The 19,033-nt window shown below is 72.1% G+C and carries 17 protein-coding genes and 1 pseudogene; 8 read left to right on the forward strand and 10 right to left on the reverse strand.

Annotated features, from left to right (window positions below):
- Window positions 1-8 precede the first annotated feature (8 nt).
- Window positions 9-1,436, forward strand: a complete 1,428-nt coding sequence (locus OG841_RS42050; RefSeq protein ID WP_328636563.1) for a UDP-glucose dehydrogenase family protein — start codon at window positions 9-11, stop codon at window positions 1,434-1,436.
- Here the strand turns inward: OG841_RS42050 and OG841_RS42055 are convergent.
- Window positions 1,370-3,121: a right-handed parallel beta-helix repeat-containing protein gene (locus OG841_RS42055; protein WP_365116910.1), complete on the reverse strand. Its 1,752-nt coding sequence runs from the start codon at window positions 3,119-3,121 to the stop codon at window positions 1,370-1,372. The two genes, OG841_RS42050 and OG841_RS42055, sit on opposite strands and share 67 nt — an antisense overlap.
- 186 nt (window positions 3,122-3,307) lie before the next feature.
- On the opposite strand from OG841_RS42055, the gene OG841_RS42060 reads away from it, so the two are divergent.
- From OG841_RS42060 to OG841_RS42070, 3 genes are all read left to right on the forward strand, one after another.
- Entirely contained in the window at window positions 3,308-4,237 is a 930-nt protein-coding gene (locus OG841_RS42060; RefSeq protein WP_365116913.1) for a glutaminase, read from the forward strand.
- A 97-nt stretch (window positions 4,238-4,334) separates the two neighbouring features.
- The gene (gene mptB, locus OG841_RS42065) at window positions 4,335-5,738 is read left to right on the forward strand and encodes a polyprenol phosphomannose-dependent alpha 1,6 mannosyltransferase MptB (RefSeq protein ID WP_328636560.1); all 1,404 of its coding nucleotides are present in this window, start codon (window positions 4,335-4,337) and stop codon (window positions 5,736-5,738) included.
- Window positions 5,735-7,090 (forward strand): glycosyltransferase 87 family protein, encoded by a 1,356-nt coding sequence (locus OG841_RS42070; protein WP_371569656.1) that lies wholly within the window; start codon window positions 5,735-5,737, stop codon window positions 7,088-7,090. Before mptB ends, OG841_RS42070 begins: the two co-directional genes overlap by 4 nt.
- A gap of 83 nt (window positions 7,091-7,173) precedes the next feature.
- Here the strand turns inward: OG841_RS42070 and OG841_RS42075 are convergent.
- From OG841_RS42075 to OG841_RS42085, 3 genes and pseudogenes are all read right to left on the reverse strand, one after another.
- Window positions 7,174-8,010: pseudogene (locus OG841_RS42075) on the reverse strand (D-alanyl-D-alanine carboxypeptidase family protein); the annotation flags it as partial.
- A gap of 131 nt (window positions 8,011-8,141) precedes the next feature.
- Window positions 8,142-9,278 (reverse strand): transcription termination factor Rho, encoded by a 1,137-nt coding sequence (gene rho / locus OG841_RS42080; RefSeq protein ID WP_328636558.1) that lies wholly within the window; start codon window positions 9,276-9,278, stop codon window positions 8,142-8,144.
- Window positions 9,279-9,517: 239 nt separating this feature from the next.
- Window positions 9,518-10,345, reverse strand: coding sequence for a class I SAM-dependent methyltransferase (locus tag OG841_RS42085; RefSeq protein WP_328636557.1), 828 nt, complete (start codon window positions 10,343-10,345; stop codon window positions 9,518-9,520).
- Window positions 10,346-10,462: 117 nt separating this feature from the next.
- Between OG841_RS42085 and OG841_RS42090 the strand changes: the two genes are divergently transcribed.
- Genes OG841_RS42090 through OG841_RS42100 form a run of 3 tightly spaced genes read left to right on the forward strand, consistent with a single transcriptional unit; the run spans window position 10,463 to window position 12,686 of the window.
- Window positions 10,463-11,125, forward strand: coding sequence for a YciI family protein (locus tag OG841_RS42090; RefSeq protein WP_328636556.1), 663 nt, complete (start codon window positions 10,463-10,465; stop codon window positions 11,123-11,125).
- Window positions 11,122-11,463: a YciI family protein gene (locus OG841_RS42095; protein WP_328636555.1), complete on the forward strand. Its 342-nt coding sequence runs from the start codon at window positions 11,122-11,124 to the stop codon at window positions 11,461-11,463. The genes OG841_RS42090 and OG841_RS42095 overlap by 4 nt, the downstream gene beginning before the upstream one ends.
- A complete protein-coding gene (locus OG841_RS42100; protein ID WP_328636554.1) occupies window positions 11,460-12,686 on the forward strand; it encodes an RNA polymerase sigma factor in 1,227 nt (408 codons plus the stop codon). Before OG841_RS42095 ends, OG841_RS42100 begins: the two co-directional genes overlap by 4 nt.
- Window positions 12,687-12,758: 72 nt before the next feature.
- Here the strand turns inward: OG841_RS42100 and OG841_RS42105 are convergent, their stop codons facing one another.
- Entirely contained in the window at window positions 12,759-13,166 is a 408-nt protein-coding gene (locus OG841_RS42105; RefSeq protein ID WP_328636553.1) for a nuclear transport factor 2 family protein, read from the reverse strand.
- A gap of 338 nt (window positions 13,167-13,504) precedes the next feature.
- Here OG841_RS42105 and OG841_RS42110 point away from each other — a divergent pair, with 338 nt between their 5' ends.
- Window positions 13,505-14,254, forward strand: coding sequence for a class I SAM-dependent methyltransferase (locus tag OG841_RS42110; protein ID WP_328643459.1), 750 nt, complete (start codon window positions 13,505-13,507; stop codon window positions 14,252-14,254).
- Between the two features lie 36 nt (window positions 14,255-14,290).
- On the opposite strand, the gene OG841_RS42115 is transcribed toward OG841_RS42110, so the two are convergent.
- From OG841_RS42115 to OG841_RS42135, 5 genes are all read right to left on the reverse strand, one after another.
- Window positions 14,291-15,457: a serine hydrolase domain-containing protein gene (locus OG841_RS42115; protein ID WP_328636552.1), complete on the reverse strand. Its 1,167-nt coding sequence runs from the start codon at window positions 15,455-15,457 to the stop codon at window positions 14,291-14,293.
- Window positions 15,458-15,569: 112 nt separating this feature from the next.
- The gene (locus tag OG841_RS42120; protein WP_371569661.1) at window positions 15,570-16,538 is read right to left on the reverse strand and encodes an acetylxylan esterase; all 969 of its coding nucleotides are present in this window, start codon (window positions 16,536-16,538) and stop codon (window positions 15,570-15,572) included.
- Between the two features lie 332 nt (window positions 16,539-16,870).
- Entirely contained in the window at window positions 16,871-17,455 is a 585-nt protein-coding gene (locus OG841_RS42125; protein WP_328636550.1) for an Rv1733c family protein, read from the reverse strand.
- 129 nt (window positions 17,456-17,584) lie between these two features.
- Window positions 17,585-18,340, reverse strand: a complete 756-nt coding sequence (locus tag OG841_RS42130) for a ferredoxin reductase (RefSeq protein WP_328636549.1) — start codon at window positions 18,338-18,340, stop codon at window positions 17,585-17,587.
- A complete protein-coding gene (locus OG841_RS42135; RefSeq protein WP_328636548.1) occupies window positions 18,333-18,938 on the reverse strand; it encodes a sulfite oxidase-like oxidoreductase in 606 nt (201 codons plus the stop codon). Before OG841_RS42135 ends, OG841_RS42130 begins: the two co-directional genes overlap by 8 nt.
- Window positions 18,939-19,033: the final 95 nt, after the last annotated feature.

Genomic DNA, 19,033 nt, shown 5'->3' on the forward strand with positions numbered 1-19,033 from the left:
GTACTCCCATGCGGTTGACCGTCATCGGTACGGGCTACCTCGGAGCCGTGCACGCCGCGTGCATGGCGGACATCGGACACGACGTCCTCGGTGTCGACACCGACAGCGGGAAGATCGCGGCACTCGCGGCAGGCCGGGCGCCCTTCTTCGAACCCGGCCTGCCGGAGATCCTCATCAGGAACACCCGTGCCGGGCGGCTGCGTTTCACCACTTCCCTGCAGGAGGCCGCCGATTTCGCCGACGTGCACTTCGTGTGCGTCGGCACACCGCAGCGCGCCGACTCCCTCGCCGCCGACCTGCGCCATGTGGAGGCGGTCGTCGACGGTCTGGCACCGCTCCTCACCCGCGACAGCCTCATCGTCGGAAAATCGACCGTGCCGGTGGGCACCACCCGGACGCTCACCCGCAGGGTGACCTCACAGGTTCGCCCCGGCGTCGACGCCGAGGTCGCCTGGAACCCGGAGTTCCTGCGCGAGGGATTCGCCGTACAGGACACCCTGCGCCCCGACCGGCTGGTCGTGGGAGTCACCTCGCCCCACGCCGACCGGACGCTGCGCGATGTCTACGCACCGATGCTGCGGACCGGTGTCGCCTACGTCAGCACCGATCCCGCCACCGCGGAACTGGTGAAGGTCGCCGCCAACTCCTTCCTGGCGACGAAGATCTCCTTCATCAACGCCATGGCGGAGGTGTGTGACGCGTCGGGCGCCGACGTGGTGACCCTGGCCGAGGCCCTCGGCCATGACGCCCGCATCGGGCGCGCCTTCCTGTCCGCGGGCCTCGGGTTCGGCGGCGGCTGTCTGCCCAAGGACATCCGCGCGTTCCTCGCTCGGGCCGAGGAACTGCAGGTGGGGGAGGCCGTGTCCTTCCTGCACCAGGTCGATCAGATCAACCACCGGCAGCGGCGGCGGACCGTCGACCTGGCCCGGCAGCTCCTGGGCGGTGAGTTCGCCGGACGGCGGGTCGCGGTGCTGGGCGCCACCTTCAAACCCGACAGCGACGACGTGCGGGACTCGCCGGCGCTGGCCGTCGCCGCCGAGATCGCCGCCCAGGGCGCCGACGTCCGCGTGCACGATCCGGAAGGCATCGACAACGCGCGGGCGGCGCTGCCCGGACCGTCCTACTCCACGGACGTCATGGAGGCGTGCCGGGACGCGGATCTGGTGCTGCACCTGACTGAGTGGCGCCAGTACCGGGCGCTGGACCCGGTGAAGCTGTCCCAGGTGGTCCGGGCCCCGCGGATGATCGACGCGCGCAACGCCCTGGACCCGGCCCTGTGGCGGGAGGCCGGCTGGCACGTCCGTGCCCTGGGCCGCCCGGTCCACGTGCCGACGCCGGGCCCGGGCGACACCCTCCGGGTGACGATCCCTCAGGCGGGCGGACCGGTCTCCACGGCTCCCACGCCGGGCGATCCGCTCAGTGGCGCTCCGAAGTAGTCCACCTGCCCGGGGTCGACCCCCATGGCCCGCAGGTCCACCGCGGCAGCGGCCAGCGTGTCGGCGCACCGTCCCGTGAGTGCGCCGCGCCTCGGTTCGCTGCCGCGCAGGTTCGGCCCGGCCGCGGGCACCGGGACCTGGGCGAGGCACGGGTCGCGGTCGGTGCCGGTGACCTGCGCGCCCAGCGACTCCTGACTCGTCTCCTGGCGCCAGGTGGCCAGGTCGCTGTACTCGCGCCCGCCCCACAGCAGGGCCCAGACTCCCGAGCTGTGATAGTCGTTGCCCTGCATGAGCACGGACGACGCGTCGAAGGCCCCCTGGGCCGCGACGACGGGCGAGCCGTCCGTGACGAACACGTTGTTGCGCACGGTGACGCCGCGCAGGCTGGGCTCGAGCCGGAGCGCCGGTGCGCGGACGGCGCCGTTCGCCGTGGTCAGCACCGTGTTCTGGTAGATCGAGAGATCGGACACCCGCCATCCCAACGCGACGATGCCGCCGTAGTGGGCGAGCTTGCGGCCGTCGTCGTGGCTGATGTTGTACCGGATCGTGTTGTCCCGGTGCGCCGTGTTCGGGGCGGCGGAGTACGCCAGGAAGCCCGAACCGTCGTTCCGGTAGGCCAGGTTGTACTGCATCAGCGAGTGGGACACGTTGTTGTCGAGGCCGAACCCGCCGCCGTCCACCGTGGAACCGGTGTGGTTGCCGTAGGAGACGTTCTTCTCCAGCGTCATCCACGACGAGTCGTACGTCCAGATGCCCTCGGGGCCCTCGACGGCGTCCGGCGAGGACGAACTCCCGTTGTCGTGGCTGACGGACCGCTCCACCCTGCCTTGGTGAACACTGCCGAGGACGATGCCGCTGCCGGTGTTGCGGTCGGACGCGAGGGGGTCTCCGACGTTCCGGTAGGCCGTCACCCTCGACACCGTCACCTTGTCGTGCGCGTAGGCGGGCGCGTCCGCGGAGAAGGGCGGACCGTCCGCCACGAGACCGGCGTCCTGGTTGTCGTGCAGTGCGCAGTCACTGATCACCACGTCGCGGAAGCCGGACGCCTCGGTGCCGCCGTGCAGCCGGAGGCCGTCGCGGAACCCCGACACCTCGACATCCGAGACCCGGACGTACGGCAGCTTCCGGTCGCCGGGCAGATCGTTGACGAAGGCGATGCCCTCGTGCGTTCTGTAGGACGCGGCGTCGCCGACGAGGGTCAGGTCACGGATGACGACTCCGCTCGTGTTGTGCACCTCGATGGCGCGCGTGCCGCGGGCCGTGATCGTCGCGCGACCCTCTCCATAGGATTCGATCACGACAGGCTTGTGGGCGTTGCCGGCGTCCCCCTGGCCGATGGTCAATCTGCCCGCAAAGCGTGCCCCCGCCTTCAGCCGCAGCCGGTCGCCCGGCTTGAACCGCAGGGCGTCGGCGCGCACGAGCGTGCGCCAGGCGGTCTGCGGTGTCCGACCGTCGTGGCCGTCGTCTCCCTGAGGACTGACATAGAACGTTCGTCCGTCCCTGGGGTTCTCCAGCAGGGGTACGTACGGGTCGGGTGTGCTGCACCCGGCCAGCAGCAACGCCGTCGCGCACAGGCCGGCCGCGGTACTTCGCCGCAGCGGACCGGCGACCGCCCTGGTGCCCTTCCGGTGGGCCGACCGCTGCAAGCCGGTGGCTCCGTCGCCTTCGTTCCGCTGGCGCAACATCGCTCCTGTCTGCTCGATGGCCGAGCGGACCCCGATTCATGAAGGCCCGCAGACTCACCCTGACGTGCGGGGCCGGGGTCGGCGGGCCAGCACGCGGAGTTCGGCTCAAGACATGCCTGATTGGCCTCCTGCCGATACCGCCGAGCTGACGGAGACCCGAAGACACCCCGAAGACAGGCGTGCGGCATGATGACGCTCATGTCCTCGCAGTTCCAACCGGTCCTGGAGCGCATCGCCGCCGAGATCGAACGGACCCCCGGCCGCGGCCGCCCCGCCGACTACATCCCGGCGCTCGCGGCCTGCGACCCGCGCAGTTTCGGCATGGCCGTGGCCGAGCTCGACGGCACGGTGTACGGGGTGGGCGACTGGCGGGAGCCGTTCTCCACGCAGTCCATCACCAAGGTCTTCACCCTCGCTCTCGACCTGGCCCGCGAGGGCGACCAACTCTGGGAGCACGTGGGCCGCGAGCCCTCCGGCAACCCCTTCAACTCCCTGGTCCAGCTGGAGTACGAGAACGGCATCCCACGCAACCCGTTCATCAACGCGGGCGCGCTGGTGGTCACCGACCGCCTCCACACCCGTACCGGTGACGCGACCGGCGAACTGCTCGCCTTCCTCCGCTCGGAGTCCGGCAACCCCACCCTGGACTTCGACAAGGGGGTCGCCGCCTCCGAGTCCGCGCACGGCGACCGCAACGCCGCCCTGGCCCACTTCATGGCGTCGTACGGCAACATCGGCAACCCGGTCCCGGTCCTGCTCGACCAGTACTTCCGGCAGTGCTCCCTCCGGGCCTCCTGCGCCGATCTCGCCCTGGCCACCACGTTCCTGGCCCGGCACGGTGTGCGTGCCGACGGCACGCGGCTGCTCACCCAGAGCCAGGCCAAGCAGGTCAACGCGGTGCTGCTGACCTGCGGCACGTACGACGCGGCGGGTGACTTCGCCTACCGCGTGGGCCTGCCCGGCAAGAGCGGTGTGGGCGGCGGCATCATCGCGGTGGTCCCGGGCCGCTGCACCCTGTGCGTATGGAGCCCGGGTCTGGACGAGCGGGGCAACTCCGTGGCGGGCGTGGCGGCCCTGGACAGGTTCACGACGCTGACGGGTGTCTCCGTGTTCTGAGAGGGGGTGAGCGCATCCCGCACCCGACCACGCACCGGTCACACCCCGGTCGTCACCTCGTCGCCTTCCAGCCACCCGAAACTGACACGCTGCTGACGTGTTGGCCAAGGTTCCCGTAGATCTCCGTCGCTGCCAGATCCTCGGTCTGGTCGGCACCGCCTTCCTCGCCGCGGGTGGTGAGACCTCAGGAGCGCTGCCCGTCCGCGAACTCCTCACCCCGGCCTCGCCCCAGGCGGCACTCGGCCTGGTCGGCGCCTACTTCGGCGTCGTCCTGCTGATCGCGGCCTGGCTCCTCCTCGGCCGCCTGGTGCGCAGCCCCGAGAAGCGGCCCACCACGCGCGAGCTCATGGCCGTCCTGGTCATCTGGTCCCTCCCGCTGCTGCTCGCCCCGCCCCTGTTCAGCCGGGACGTCTACAGCTACCTCGCCCAAGGCGCCATGGCCGATGCCCACATGGACGTCTACAGCCACGGCCCCGCCCTGCTCGGCGGTCCCCTCGCGGACGAGGTCGCCCCGATGTGGCGCAACACGGCCGCCCCGTACGGACCCGTGTTTCTCGGCGTGGCCTCCGCGCTGGCCAAGGCGTCCCACGGCGAACTCCCGGCCGGGCTGCTCGGGATGCGGCTCGTCGCCCTGCTCGGCGTGGCCCTCATGGCGGCCGCCCTGCCACGCCTGGCCCGCCACAGCGGCGCGGACCCGGCTGCCGCGCTCTGGCTCGGCGCCCTCAACCCGCTCGTCCTGCTCCACCTGGTCGCGGGTGCCCACAACGACGCCGTCATGCTCGGTCTGCTCGGTCTCGGCCTGGTCGCCGCCCTCGGCCGGTGGCCGGTCCTGGGCGCGGTCCTCGTGACGCTCGCCGCGCTGGTGAAGGCGCCCGCCGTCCTGGGACTGGCGGCGATCGTCGTGCTGCGGATCCGGGCCGGTGACCACCCGGCGAGAGCCGTCCTGACAGCCGCCGTCTCGGCAGCCGCCACCACGGTCGCCGCCACGGCCGTCGCGGGCACCGGCTACGGCTGGATCGGCGCCCTCAACACCCCCGTGTCGTCCGGGAACTGGGCCCTCACCAGCCTCCTCGGCCGCGCCACCGGAGCCCTGCTGGAACGTCTCGGCAGCGACCTGGCACCGCTGGCCGTCCCCGCCTGGCACGCCCTCGGCGTCGTGACCGCCGTCGCCGTCATCGGCCACATATGGTTGCGCCTTCGCCCGCGCCCCGTCTACGCCCTGGGCCTGAGCCTCGCCACCGTCGCCGCCCTCGGCCCGGCGATCCGCCCCTGGTACGCCCTGTGGGGACTGTTCCTGATAGCGGCTGCCGCGCCGAGCGCCTCGGTACGGCACCGGGTGGCCGCCGTGACGGGTGTGCTCGCGCTCGCCACCCTCCCGAGCGGCGGCCCGGCCGACGCCGGGCAACTCGTCCTCGCCGTCTCCGGAGGCGTCCTCGCCCTCGTCGTGCTCGTCCAGGCCCACCAGACGGCCCAGGCCCCCGTGACGGGACGTACGGCATGAGGGCCCCGACCACGGATCGCGGCCGACTGCTGCTGGGCCTCGTCGCCGTCGCCGCCGTCAGCGCCTTCACGGCGACCGTGCCGCTCCTGCGCGACTGGTTCGACCTGCGCGTCTACCACGGAGCCATCGACACCTGGGTCCATCACGGCGGACGGCTCTACGACTACCGGGTGCCGGGGACGACGTACGGCTTCACCTACCCGCCGTTCGCGGCCGTCGCGATGCTCCCGATGGCCCTGTTCGACCTGCGCACCGCGATCGTGGTGGGCCTGCTGCTCAACCTGGCGGCACTGGCCGTGGTCGTGCGCCTGCTCACCGGCCGGGCCTGGCGGCGGCACGGCTGGTACGGCTGCGCACTCGGCGCCTGCGCGCTCGCGCTGTTCGAACCGCTGCGCGACACCTTCAGCTTCGGCCAGGTCAACCTCCTGCTGTTGGCGCTCGTCCTGGTCGACGCGTGGCTGCTCGCGACGGGCCGGGAACGCCGGGCCGGTGTCGGTATCGGTCTGGCCGCCGCGGTGAAGCTCACGCCGGCCCTCTTCATCGGACTGCTTCTGGTCGCCCGGCGCTGGCGCGCGGCGGCGGTCGCCACGGTCGTGGCCCTGGCGGCGACGGGGTTCGCGGCCGTCGTGGCCCCGGACGCCTCGCGTTTCTACTGGACCGACGCCCTGTGGGACACGACCAGGGTGGGCCGCCTCGACTATGTCTCCAACCAGTCGCTGCAGGGCATCCTGGCCCGGCTCGGCGAACCGGACCGCGGGGTCTGGGCGGTGGCCGTGGCGCTGACCCTCGGTGTGTGGGCCGTACGGGGCCGGCGGGCCGTGGCGGCGGGGGACTGGGCGGCCGCGTTCGCACTGACGGGGCTGACCGCGTGTCTGGTGAGCCCGATCACCTGGGTGCACCACCTGGTGTGGCTGTTGCCCTCCTTCGCCGTCCTCGTGCGTACCGGGCACCCGCGGATCGCGGGCGCCCTGTACGCCGTGCTGTGCACCAGCGTGGTGTGGCTGTGGTTCGACGACGCGTCGGGCGTCGACGGCTTCCTCGGCAGCAACATCTACACCTGGATCACCCTGGGCCTGCTGCTGTGGCTGCCGGTGGGTCAGACGCGATCCACCCGCCCGATCCGGGACCGCAGGGCCAAGGCCATCGATCCCGCACCGAGTCCGGCGGCGCCCAGGATGGCCCAGGTCTCCAGCCAGCCCGGCCCGTCGTCGTGCGCTGCGACGGCCGCCGCGACCGGTACGGCGTCGGGGCCCGGCCGCGGTCTCGCCCGCAGCGCGTCCAGCGAGCCCACCGGATCCACCCGCCCGGCCGCGCCGAATCCCCAGTCGAGCAGCCGGCGCGCCTCCTCGTAGACCGCGAAGCCACCGCCGACCTGAGGGTTCATCACCGTCACGACCAGCGTCCGGCCGCCCCGTCGGGCGGCGGCGACGAGCGTGTTGCCGGCATGACTCGTGTAGCCGTTCTTGATCCCGATCAGCCCGTCGTAGCGTTCCACCCCGTCGGCGCCGGTCAGCAGCCGGTTGGTGTTCCGGATCCCGTACGACCATCCGCCCGGGCCCGGGAACCGCGCCTCGGCCGTGCCGCAGTACCGCGAGAAGTCCGCGTTGCGCAGGCCCGCCCGGCCGAAGACCGCGAGGTCGTACGCGGAGGAGACCTGGCCCGGCGTGTCGTAGCCGTCGGGGGAGCGGACGTGGGTGTCACGGGCGCCCAGGGCGCGCGCCTTGGCCTGCATCCGGGTGGCCGCCGTACGCCAGCCGCCGCTGAGCCGTGCCAGGACGTGCACGGCGTCGTTCCCGGAGTTGAGGAAGACCCCGCGCCACAGGTCGGCCACCTGGTAGGTCCGTCCCTCGGCGACCCCGACGAGACTGCTGCCGGGGCCGATGCCCGCGAGGTCCTCCGCGCCGACCGTGTGTCTGAGGCCACCCGGCAGCACCGGCAGGACGGTCAGGGCGAACAGGGTCTTGAGCGTGCTGGCCGGGGGCAGCCTGCGGTGGGCGTCGTGCGCCGCGAGAACCTCCCCGCTGTGGGCGTCGGCCACCACCCACGACAGCGCGGACACGTCCGGGACCCGGGGCGCGCCCCGGCGCGGCCGGACCTGGGTGCCGGAGTGGTACAGCAGGTCGGGAGAAGCGGCCGCGGCCAGTGGCCCGCCGGGCGCGGCGGGGTCGGAGCCCGTGTGCGCGGCCGCCGTCGTGGGGGCGCACACCAGAAGTCCCGTCATGCACAGTGCGCAGGCCGAGACGGCAAACCGGGAGGGAAATCCGATAGTCATACCGCAAAGCTAGGAACGGACCGTCCCTGCATCGCGCTGGCCGGGCCGGGGGGCGGGCACGAACACCCGGATGCCGCACACCGCTCGGCGTGTCGCGGCGCTCCGGACCGGCCTGGCCGAGCAGGCCTCGGCTATCCGCTGGGCAGTGTCGGCTGGATCCGGCGCAGGAAGGTCGCGTTGTCCGGCGTCTCGCGCATGCGCTCCAGGAGGGTCTCCAGGTTGGCCTGGCCGTCCCGGCTCTGCAGCGCCCGGCGCAGACCGTGCACGGTCGTCAACTCGGCCGGGGGCAGGAGGAGTTCCTCGCGGCGGGTGCCGGACGGGTTGATGGCGACGGCCGGGAAGACGCGCCGGGAGGCGAGCTCGCGGTCCAGCCGGAGCTCCATGTTGCCGGTGCTCTTGAGCTCCTCGAAGTAGAAGTCGTCGGCGCGCGAGCCGGTCTCCACCAGGGCGGTGGCGAGGATGGTGAGCGAGCCGCCCTCCTCGGCGAGCCGGGCGGCGCCGAAGAACTTCTTCGGCCCGATCAGCGCCGTGGCGTCGACGCCACCGCTGAGGGTGCGGCCGTTGCCGGGAGCCGCGTTGTTGTGGGCCCGGCACAGCCGGGTCAGGGAGTCGAGCAGGATCACGACGTCCTCGCCGGCCTCGACGAGCCGCTTGGCCCGTTCGATCACCAGCTCGGCGAGCGCGATGTGCTCCTTGGGCGTGCGGTCGAACGTCGAGGCGTACACCTCGCCGCGCACGGAGCGCCGCATGTCGGTGACTTCCTCGGGGCGTTCGTCGAGCAGCACGACCATCAGGCGGCACTCGGGGTGGTTGCCGGCGACGGCGGCCGCGATCTGCTGGAGCAGGACGGTCTTGCCGGTCTTGGGCGGGGCCACGATCAGCCCGCGCTGGCCCTTGCCGACGGGTGCGATCAGGTCGGCGACCCGCCCGGTCAGGCCGGACGCCGGGTGTTCGAGACGGATCCGCTCACGCGGGTGCAGCGGAGTCAGGTCGCGGAACGCCCGACGCTTCGTGTCAGGCGTGCGGCCGTTGACCCGGGCGACCTCGGTGAGGGCGCGCTGGGTGCCGCGCACCCCGTCGACCTGGTCCCCCTTGCGCAGGCCGAACCTGCGGATCAGCGCGGGGGAGACCTGGAGGTCGGTGGGCGAGGGCAGCAGGCCGGCGGCGCGCAGGTGGCCCTTCCCGCTCGCGTCGACGTCGAGGACGCCGGTGACGGCCCGGACCGGGGGCTGCTGCTGGACTGGAGGGTGTTCGAGAGTGGTGGTCATGGTGGTCTGTCCTTTCGAGGACGGAAGGCATGGGACATGCGGAAGGAAGGGGGAAGCCGCGAGAGGGAAGGCGGACAGCGCCTTCGGCGGCGGGAAACAGCACCTCGGGTGTGGCAGGGCCACTGATCACGAGATGGTGAGGAGAAGCCGGTACATCGACCGGCGAACTGAGGAGGAACTGGCACCGGCGCCCTCAACAGGGCGTACACAAGTGCTGTCGGCAGAGTAGCACGCGGCTGTCAGCGATGGGCCAGAAGTCCGTAGAGAAGCGGGATCCGCGGCTCGGGAAGCCGCCACCAGCCGGACGGCGTGCGCTTCATGTGGGGCCAGCGCGCCCACGGCAGCTCCTCGTTCTCCCGGAGTCGCCGGACACTCAGTCCCGCCCCCGTCAACGCGCCCACGACCTCACCTATTCCGTGCATCCACTCGTAGCTTTCGGTGGCCCCCTCCACGGGCGGGCCGTCGGTGTAGGTGCGGGTCGCGTCCCGGCGCACGGGCCCCTCGCCACCCAGGTAGTCGTGGCGCAGCAGCAGCTCGGGCCCCTCGCCCGGCGCGGGCTTCGGGCCCAGCGAGTTGAGCAGCGGATGGAACTCGACGACGTACAACAGGCCGCCCGGACGCAGCAGTTGGGCGATCACGCCGGCCCATCGCTCGAGGTCGGGGAGGTAACACAGGGCGCCCTTGCCGGTGTAGACGACGTCGAAGCGCCGCCCGCCCAACGCCTCGACGGCGTCGTAGACGTTCGCCTGCACGTACTCGACGGCCACGTCCGCCCGCGCCGCGATGGCGGTCGCGGCCGCCACCGACGCCTCCGAGAAGTCGAGCCCCACCGCGCGGGCGCCACGGCGGGCCAGGGCGAGCGTCTCCGTGCCGAGATGGCACTGGAGGTGGAGCACGTCACGGCCGGTGAGGTCGCCGAGGTCCTCCCACTCGAAGGCGGCGAACCAGCGCTCGGGGTCGAGGTCCTGGTCGAGGCCGTAGAACCGGCTGGCGAGGTGGACGGGGGTGCGGGCGTCCCAGTTGGCCTGGTTGGCCCGCATCAACCGCGCGTGCTCGTCGGACGTCATGGCACCATCCAACCAGCCGTACGCGTGCCTCTCATATTTCGTGCGCGTCGGGTGTCGATTCGGGTCGGTCCTGTTCGTCGGGTGGGTGTAGGAAGCTCATGAGGACCGGGAGGATCCATGAAGTACATGCTGCTCGTCTGCGGCGACGACACCAACGACGCCTCGGGCATGGCCCCCGTCGAACCCTGGGTCGAGGAACTCGGGGACCGCGGCGTGCGGCGGCACGGGCACCGGCTCGCGTTGCCCGCCGACGCGGTCACCGTGCGGGTGCGCGGCGGTGAAGTGCTGCGCACCGACGGGCCGTTCGCGGAGACCAAGGAGTACGTCGCCGGCTTCGACATCCTGGAGTGCGACAGCCTGGAGGAGGCGATCGAGGCGGCCGCGAAGCACCCCGTGGCCACGGTCGGCGCGATGGAGGTGCGCCCGTTCTGGGAGGACGAGGACGCCGAGGGGGAGATCCGCCGGCTCGACGCCGACCTGACGGACGCGGCGCGCGCGGGCGACGCCGAGCGGGTGGTCGCCTGCTACGCGCGGGACGCGGAGGTCGTGGAGAACGGCCGACACCGCAGGGGCGTCGAGGCGCTCCGCAAGGCCTGGGAGGCGGTGGGGCCGGTCACCCGCGAGGTACTGGAGTTCCGGGTCCACGTCGACGAGAGCATCGCGTTCGGCCACGCCCTCGTCCGCGCCGACGGAGACCTGCTGCGCGTCACCACCGGCTACCGCAACGTCGGTCCGCGCTGGCTGATCGTCCACGAGCACACCACGGAGGCCACGTCATGAAGTACGCCCTGCTGATCTGCACCCCCGTGGGCGGTGCGGAACTGAGCCCCGCCCAGATCGCCGACGACCCCCGCTTCACCTCCTACATCGAGGAGGTCCGCAGCCGCGACCTCGTCAAGGGCGGCGCCCGTCTGCGTCCCGCCTCCGACGCCACCACCGTGCGCGTCCAGGGCGACGAGGTCCTGCTCACCGACGGGCCGTTCATCGAGTCCAAGGAGTACATCGCCGGCATCGACTTCATCGAGGTCGCCGACCTGGACGAGGCGATCTCCCTCGCGTCCCGGCATCCGGCGGCGCTCGCGGGCGGCTCGGTGGAAGTACGGCCAGTGTGGGAGTGACGGCCGAAGAGGCGGTCGCCGCCGCCTTCCAGGAGGAGTGGGGCCAGGTCGTCGCCACCCTGATCCGGGTGACCGGCGACTGGGACCTCGCCGAGGAGTGCGCACAGGACGCCTTCGCCCAGGCCCTCGACCGGTGGCGGCGCGACGGCGTCCCGCGCCGCCCCGGCGCCTGGCTCACCACGACCGCCCGGCACCGGGCCATGGACGTACTGCGCCGGGAGGCGGTCGGGGCACGGAAACTACGGGAGGCGGCGATGCTCACGGCACCCGAGGAGCCGTACGACGACGACGTCCAGGACGACCGGCTGCGGCTGATCTTCACCTGCTGCCACCCCGCGCTGCACATCGAGGCCCGCGTCGCCCTGACCCTGCGCACCCTCGCGGGCCTGACCACACCGGAGATCGCCCGCGCCTTCCTCGTCCCCGAGGCGACGATGGCACAGCGCCTGGTGCGCGCCAAGAAGAAGATCCGCAACGCCGGCATCCCCTACCGCGTACCGCCCGCCCACCTCCTGCCCGAGCGCACGACCGGCGTGCTCGGCGTGATCTATCTGCTGTTCAACGAGGGGTACGCGGCCACGTCGGGGGCCGATCTCGTACGGCGGAACCTGTGCGCGGAGGCGATCCGGCTGGCCCGCGTGCTCGCCGGGTTGATGCCCGACGAACCCGAGGCCCTCGGTCTGCTCGCGCTGTTGCTCCTGCACGACGCCCGCCGCGAGACCCGCGTGGACGCGAACGGCGAACTGGTGACGCTGGAGGACCAGGACCGCACCGCGTGGGACCACGCCGAGGTCGACGAGGGCACCGCCCTGCTGGAGACCGCACTGCGCCGCGGACGCCCCGGGCCGTACCAGATCCAGGCCGCCATCGCCGCCTGTCACACCACCGCCGCCTCGGCCGAGGACACCGACTGGGCCGACATCGCCGCCCTCTACGGCGAGTTGGTCCGCTTCGTACCCTCGGCCGTCGTCCGCCTCAACCGTGCGGTGGCCGTCGGCATGGCAGAGGGCACGGACGCGGGACTGGCGCTGGTCGCGGAACTGGAGCGGGAGGGCGAGCTGAGCGGCTACCACCTGCTTCCGGCCACGCGCGCCGACCTGCTGCGCCGCAGCGGCCGTACGACCGAGGCGGCGCAGGCGTACGAGCGGGCCCTGGAGCTGGCGGAGAACGACGCCGAGCGGCACTTTCTCGAGAAGCGTCTCGGGGAGTGTCGATCCCCGTAGCGGCCGTTCGGGGGACCGGGCGTCGCGGCCTGTGCGGTCGCCGCCGAGCCCCTGAGCTCAGGAGCGCTGAGCTCAGGAGGCGGACGCGACCCGTGCCTCCGCCTCCTTCGCGATCTGCTCGAACCGCGCCCCCATGGCCGCCGCCAGGGCCTGCGCGCCCGACAGCGGACGGACCATCACCATCAGCCGGTCGATCAGGCCGCTCTCGTCGAGGTGGATGAAGTCGCAGCCGTCCAGCGCCCGTTCGCCGACCCTGGTCGCGAACACCAGTGCGTGGTCGCGGCCGTCCTCACTGCTCAGCTCGCTCACATACCGGAAGTCCTCGAAGACCTTGACGACCGCGCCCAGGATCGCCGCCGTGATGGCCTTGCCCTCGTACGGCTTGAACACCACCGGACTCGTGAAGACCACGTCCTCGGCCAGCAGGGCCTCCACGGCGTCGAGGTCACCCGCTTCGACCGCTTCTCGGAACGCTCGCATCGAGCCTCCATAGTCAAGTTGTTGAGTAGGTGTGGAATAGAATAATCACCTGCTGCTGGCGTGTCCACATGTCGCCCAAGTACGCCGTCCTGGCGGCCCTGCTGGAGGGCGAGGCCTCGGGCTACGAACTGTCCAAGGCCTTCGACGTCTCGCCGGCGAACTTCTGGCCCGCGACACCTCAGCAGCTCTACCGCGAGCTGGAACGACTGGCGCAGGACGGGCTGATCGGCCCTTACCTCACGCTCGTGGGCGGACTCACCCCTCGAAACGGACATCATCCGCTGGTGCGAGCGCGCTCTTGCCATTGTGAAACGCCGCGCTCCCCTAAGCTGACGCGGATGTTCAGCCCAGAAGGCCCCAGCCTCCGCGAACTCGCCGTCCAGGCGCTGTCGTCCGTCGAGCGCGGCTACGACCTGCTCGCCCCCAAGTTCGACCACACCCCCTTCCGTACGCCGGACCCGGTGCTGGACGCGGTCGCGTCCGCGCTCCGCCGCATGGGCCCCTTCGACGCCGGGCTCGACCTGTGCTGCGGTACCGGCGCCGGAGCCCGCGTGCTGACGCGGGTCTGCCGGGAGAGCGTGACCGGGATCGATTTCAGCGCCGGGATGCTCGACGTGGCCCGAAAGCGGACGCGGTCCGGGGGGCCGCGCGTGTCCTGGGTACGGGGTGACGCGCGCGCCCTGCCGTTCGCCCCCGCCTCCTTCGACCTCGTCGTGAGCTTCGGGGCCTTCGGCCACTTCCTGCCGGCCGAACTGCCCGGCCTGTTCGCCCGGACCCGCGAGGTGCTCCGGCCGGGCGGCACGTTCGCCTTCCCGGTCGTCGCCCCACCCCGCCCCTCGTCTCCCGCCTACTGGACGCTCCTCGGTTTCGACGCCGCGATGCGGGTGCGCAACGCCCTGTGGCGGCCGCCGTTCGTCATGTACTACCGGGCCTTCCGGCTCGGGGACGTACGACGGGAACTGGAAGCGGCCGGCCTTCGGGTGGAGCTGTACGCCCTGCCCGAGTTCGGCGTGCGCCGGGACGGCAGCCCACGGGTCCGGATGGTCGTGGCGAGGCGTCCGGTCCAGGCGGCCGGGATGTCCACCTAGTCCGGGCCGTCGTGAACCTTCGCGCACGTCCCGCCGTCACAGCGCGCTGTACAAGGCGTCGATCAGCGCCATCTTCCGGGGATCGTCGGCGATGTGAGGACCCATCCTGTTCATGACGTAGCCCAGTGAGACCCCGGCCTCCGGATCGGCCAGGCCGCACGATCCGCCGAAGCCGTCATGTCCGAAGGCCCGCGGATTCGGCCCGTACGAGCCGTTCGGCCCGCTGAGCCACAGGCCGAGCCCGAGCTCCGTCTCGCTGCCGAGCCCCGCGCCCAGCACCAGGTCGCGGCACCTGCCCTGGCTCTCACGGACCCGCTCGGCGGCCTCGGGGGACAGGACTCGGTGGCCGTCGCGGGTACCGCGGCCCGCGAAGATCCCGTAGAGCGCGGTGACGGCCCGGGCGGTGCCGTGGCCGTTCGCGGCGGGGATCTCCGCGGCTCGCCACTCGGGAGTGTTCGCCTCACCGGCCCCCACCACGGGGTTGGCCAGCGCGGCGATCGCCGCGGGCGCCAACTGGGCGAAGATCGCGGCCTGTTCGCTTGCCGACGCGGCCGGCGGATGCACCAGCTCGGCGGCCCGCCCGGCCTCCTTCTCCGGCAGCCCGATGGTGAAGTCGATGCCGAGTGGCCCCGTCACCTCCCGCTCAAGGAAGGCGCCGGGCAGCAGTCCCGAGACCCGCCGGACGACCTCCCCGACCAGGAAGCCGTAGGTGAACGCGTGGTACCCGGACACCGTGCCCGGCTCCCACCAGGGCTCCATCGCCGCGAGCCGCTCCGTCGTCAGCTCCCAGTCGAAGAGCTCGGCGAGGGAGTGGGGCTCGCGCAGCCCGGACAGCCCGGCCCGGTGCGACAGCAGGTGCCGTACCAGGACCTTCTCCTTGCCCGCGGCGGCGAACTCCGGCCAGTAGGCGGCCACCGGGGCGTCGAAGTCGAGCAGGCCCCGGTCGGCGAGGATGTGAGCGCACAGGGCCGTCGGGCCCTTCGTCGTCGACCACACGTTGACCAGCGTGTCGCGCTCCCAGGGGCGGGTGCGGGCCGCGTCGGCCCAGCCGCCCCACAGGTCCACGACCGTCTCGCCGCCGACCATGACGCTCACGGCGGCGCCCAGCTCGGCACGGTCCCGGAAGTTCTCCTCGAACGCCGTGCGCACTGCCGTGAAGCGCGTGTCGCAGTGGCCGTGGACAGGTGGCTGGTGCTCGGACATGGACCCTCCGTCGTCGCCGGAAGCCCGGACCGCGACACTGCGATCCAGGTCTTCCGAACATACCGACTGGTCGGACTGGAGGGAAGGTTTCAGGCGGGACTTCAGACAGGACTCAGGCGTACGAGCGCAGCCAGCCCAGCTTCGCGGCCTGCTGGTAGGGACCGCCGCCCTCATGGTCGTTGAAGTCGTAGACCTCGATGGCCTTGTCGTCGTGGCCCCAGGCGTTGAAGGCCGCGAAGACGGTGGAGGGCGGGCAGGTCTGGTCCTCCAGGGCCGCCGAGAAGAGCGCCGGCGCGCGGCCGCGGCTCGCGAAGTGCACGCCGTCGAAGTAGGCGAGGGTGCCGAGGACGTCCTCGAAGCGGCCGCGATGCGTCTTGAGGTAGAGGCCGATCTCCCGGTACGGGTGACGGTCCGTCATGGTCGCCGCGCGCGGGAAGTCGCACAGGAACGGCACGTCCGGGGCGACCGCCGCCAGATCCGGGACCAGACCGCCGACCGCGATCGAGATGCCCCCGCCCTGGCTGCCGCCGAGCACGACCGTGCGCGCCGGGTCGGTCAGCGGGTGCGAACGGGCCGCCTCCACCGCACGCACCGCGTCCGTGAACACCCGGCGGTAGTAGTAGTTCTCGGGCGCGTCGATGCCCCGCGTCATGAACCCGGGGTACGCGGGCGCCCCGGCCACCGGGTCCGCGGTGCCGCCACCGCCGCCCCAGGCACTGCCCTGACCTCGGGTGTCCATCACGAAGTGCGCCCGGCCCGTCGACGCCCACAGCAGATGCTCGTGCGGCAGTCCGCGCCCGCCGCCGTACCCGATGAACTCCACGACCACCGGCACCGGGGCGGAGACCTCGGCGGGGATCGTGAACCAGCCCTTGACGGGGTGGCCGCCGAACCCGGCGAACGTCACGTCGTACACCTTGACCGTGGTCAGGCCCGTGTCGACGAGTTCGAAGCGGGCGTTCAGGTCGAACTCGCGGGCCTCCTGGAGGGTCTTGGACCAGAACGCGTCGAAGTCCTCGGGCTCGGTGGACTCGCTGCGGTACTCGCGCAGCTCGTCGATGGGGAGGTCGAACAGGGCCATGTAGGACCGCCTTTGCGAAGGGACAGTGCCGGATGATCACACCGTACGTGCGTCGTCGGACGAATCGCCAGGTCTTTGCGGTTACCGGCCGGCTGCCATGACGCCCTGTCGACAGCCGTGGACCTGCTGGTCAAGGACGCCGGCCTGCTGGTCGTGGACGGGAAGCGGGAGATCGCCGGCGGCTGGCCGGCCGTCACGAATGGTCGGGTCACCGCCGTCGGCACCGTGGGCACCGAACCCGGGGCCGGGACGACCATCTCGGCGGCCGACCGCCTGGTCACCCCGGGCCTGGTCACCACGCACCACCCAGGGAGCAGGCCCGGACTGCTCGGTCAGGCCCGGCGGCGGGTCCACTGTGGTTCGGTGAGAGCCCAGTCCCGTTCCCACTCCGCGAGCCGGTGACGGGTCGCCGCACCGCGGACGAGGGAGTGGCCGAGGACGAGCACGGCGATCGTGGCGCCCGCGCCACAGGCACCCATCGTCACCGTGTGCTGCCAGACTGCGGTGTCGTCCGGCGGCGGGGCCACGCTCCGGCCCCGGGAGTCGAACCACACGTCGACCTTGTCCCCCTGGTCGGTGCCCGAGGGGACGCGGGCGGTGGCCGTCTTCGCGGCGCCCCCGGCCTCCGTCCAGCGCACGGTCACCCGGTAGGAGCGCTCCCGGCCGCCCTGGACCGAGGGCAACGAGTCCGGGACCCTGCCGACGACCTCCGCGCGGACCCGGTGGCGTTCGGAGCGCTGCGCGGCCGCCACCGCACGGGCGTCGTCGTGCGCCCACCAGCCCACCACCACGCCCACCAGCGGGGCGCCCAGCAGCATCAGAGCAGCGACGGCCAGTGCCGTCCACGCCTCGACGACGTCCGACCGGCGCCTGAGCGGATTACGCCGCCAGCGCCAGCCGCGCACCCGGGTTCGCATGTCGACCTCCGCACCACGCCCGCCTGCGAGTGGTCACACAGATGTAGTACCCCTCCATCCGCGTCGTTCACTTGTGGGGGAGCGCACATATGTACGGGAACATCCACGGGGGGCACATGCGCACCACCGTCAGCCGAATCGCTCGATCCGGATACGGTCCACCGGCTGACCGGCCTCCACCAGCAGCCGCGAGGCATGCTCGGCGAACGCGTTGGATCCACACACATAAGCCTCCCACCCACCCTCGGGTGGCGCAGCCAGGAGCGGCGCCACATGTGCGGCCGCCATACGTCCTACCGGCACCCCCTGGGGAGCGCTCCGCGTGAACACACGGGTCGTCTCGGCGCCGAGCTCCCGCGCGTAGATGAGTTCGTCGGGGCTGCGCGCCGACACCAGCAGCCGCAGCGGCACGGACAGCCCGCGCGCCCGGTGGTGCCGCACCATCGACATCAGCGGTACGACACCGGAGCCGGCCCCGATCAGGAGCGCGGGCCGGTCGCCGGGCCAGGCGAAGAACCCGCTGAGCGGACCGCGCACCTCGACCGCGTCACCGGCCCTCGCGACCTTGTGGAACCACCCCGAGACCTCACCGCCCTCGACATGGTCCAAGGTCAGCTCGATGTGTCCGGAGTCCTCGGGCGGGGACGCGATCGAGTAGTGGCGCTGGGCCGTGTAGCCGTCCTCGGCGGTCAGCCTCAGCATCAGATGCTGGCCGGGCAGATGTCCCTGCCAGGCGGGCACCGCGAAACGGAACGTGGAGGCGTGCGGGGTTTCGCGGCGGACCTCGGTGAGCGTGGCGGTCTGCCACTCGGCGGCGGCGCGGTTGCTCACCTCGATACGTCCTGGCACCGCGAACCGCGTGACGGGGGCGAAGGTCTCAGTCACCGGAGTACCGCTGCTCCTCCCACGGGTTGCCCCGCGCGTGATAGCCGTTCTGCTCCCAGAAACCGGGCTCGTCGTGATCCAGCAGCGTCAGCCCCGCGACCCACTTGGCGCTCTTCCAGAAGTACAGGTGCGGGACCAGCAGCCGCGCCGGTCCGCCGTGTTCGGCGGGCAGCGGCTTCCCGTCGTACTCCCACGCGATCCACGCCCGCCCGCCGGTCAGGTCCGCGAGCGGCAGGTTCGTGGTGTACCCGGTGTGCGAGTACGCGACGGCATGGGTGGCGGACCCATGGGGCCGGACCACATTCAGGAACGCGTCCAGCGACACCCCCGCGAACCGCACCCCGAACTTCGACCAACTCGTCACACAGTGGATGTCACCCTCGTAGGCCGACGCGGGCAGCGCGTGCGCCTCGTCCCAGTCCCAGGTGCGTGGCTGGTCGACCAGTCCGTCCACGCGGAACGTCCAGTCGGCGGGCGAGAGCTCCGGCGTGACCTCGGCGGAGAGCACGGGCCAGTCGTCGCCCGCGTCGTACTGGCCCGGCGGGAGCCCGGTGTCGAGGACGCGGGGGCGTCCGGTGAAACCTCGGGTGACGTTCATGCCTTAAACCGTACGCCGTCGCAGCGCGTGCTCCGTCCCAGGTCAGTGCCCCGATCATTGCGGCCGTATGAACACTGCGCCGGGCCGGGAATAGC

The sequence above is a fragment of the Streptomyces canus genome, assembly GCF_041435015.1.
In the GTDB taxonomy this organism is placed as follows: Bacteria; Actinomycetota; Actinomycetes; order Streptomycetales; family Streptomycetaceae; genus Streptomyces; species Streptomyces canus_G.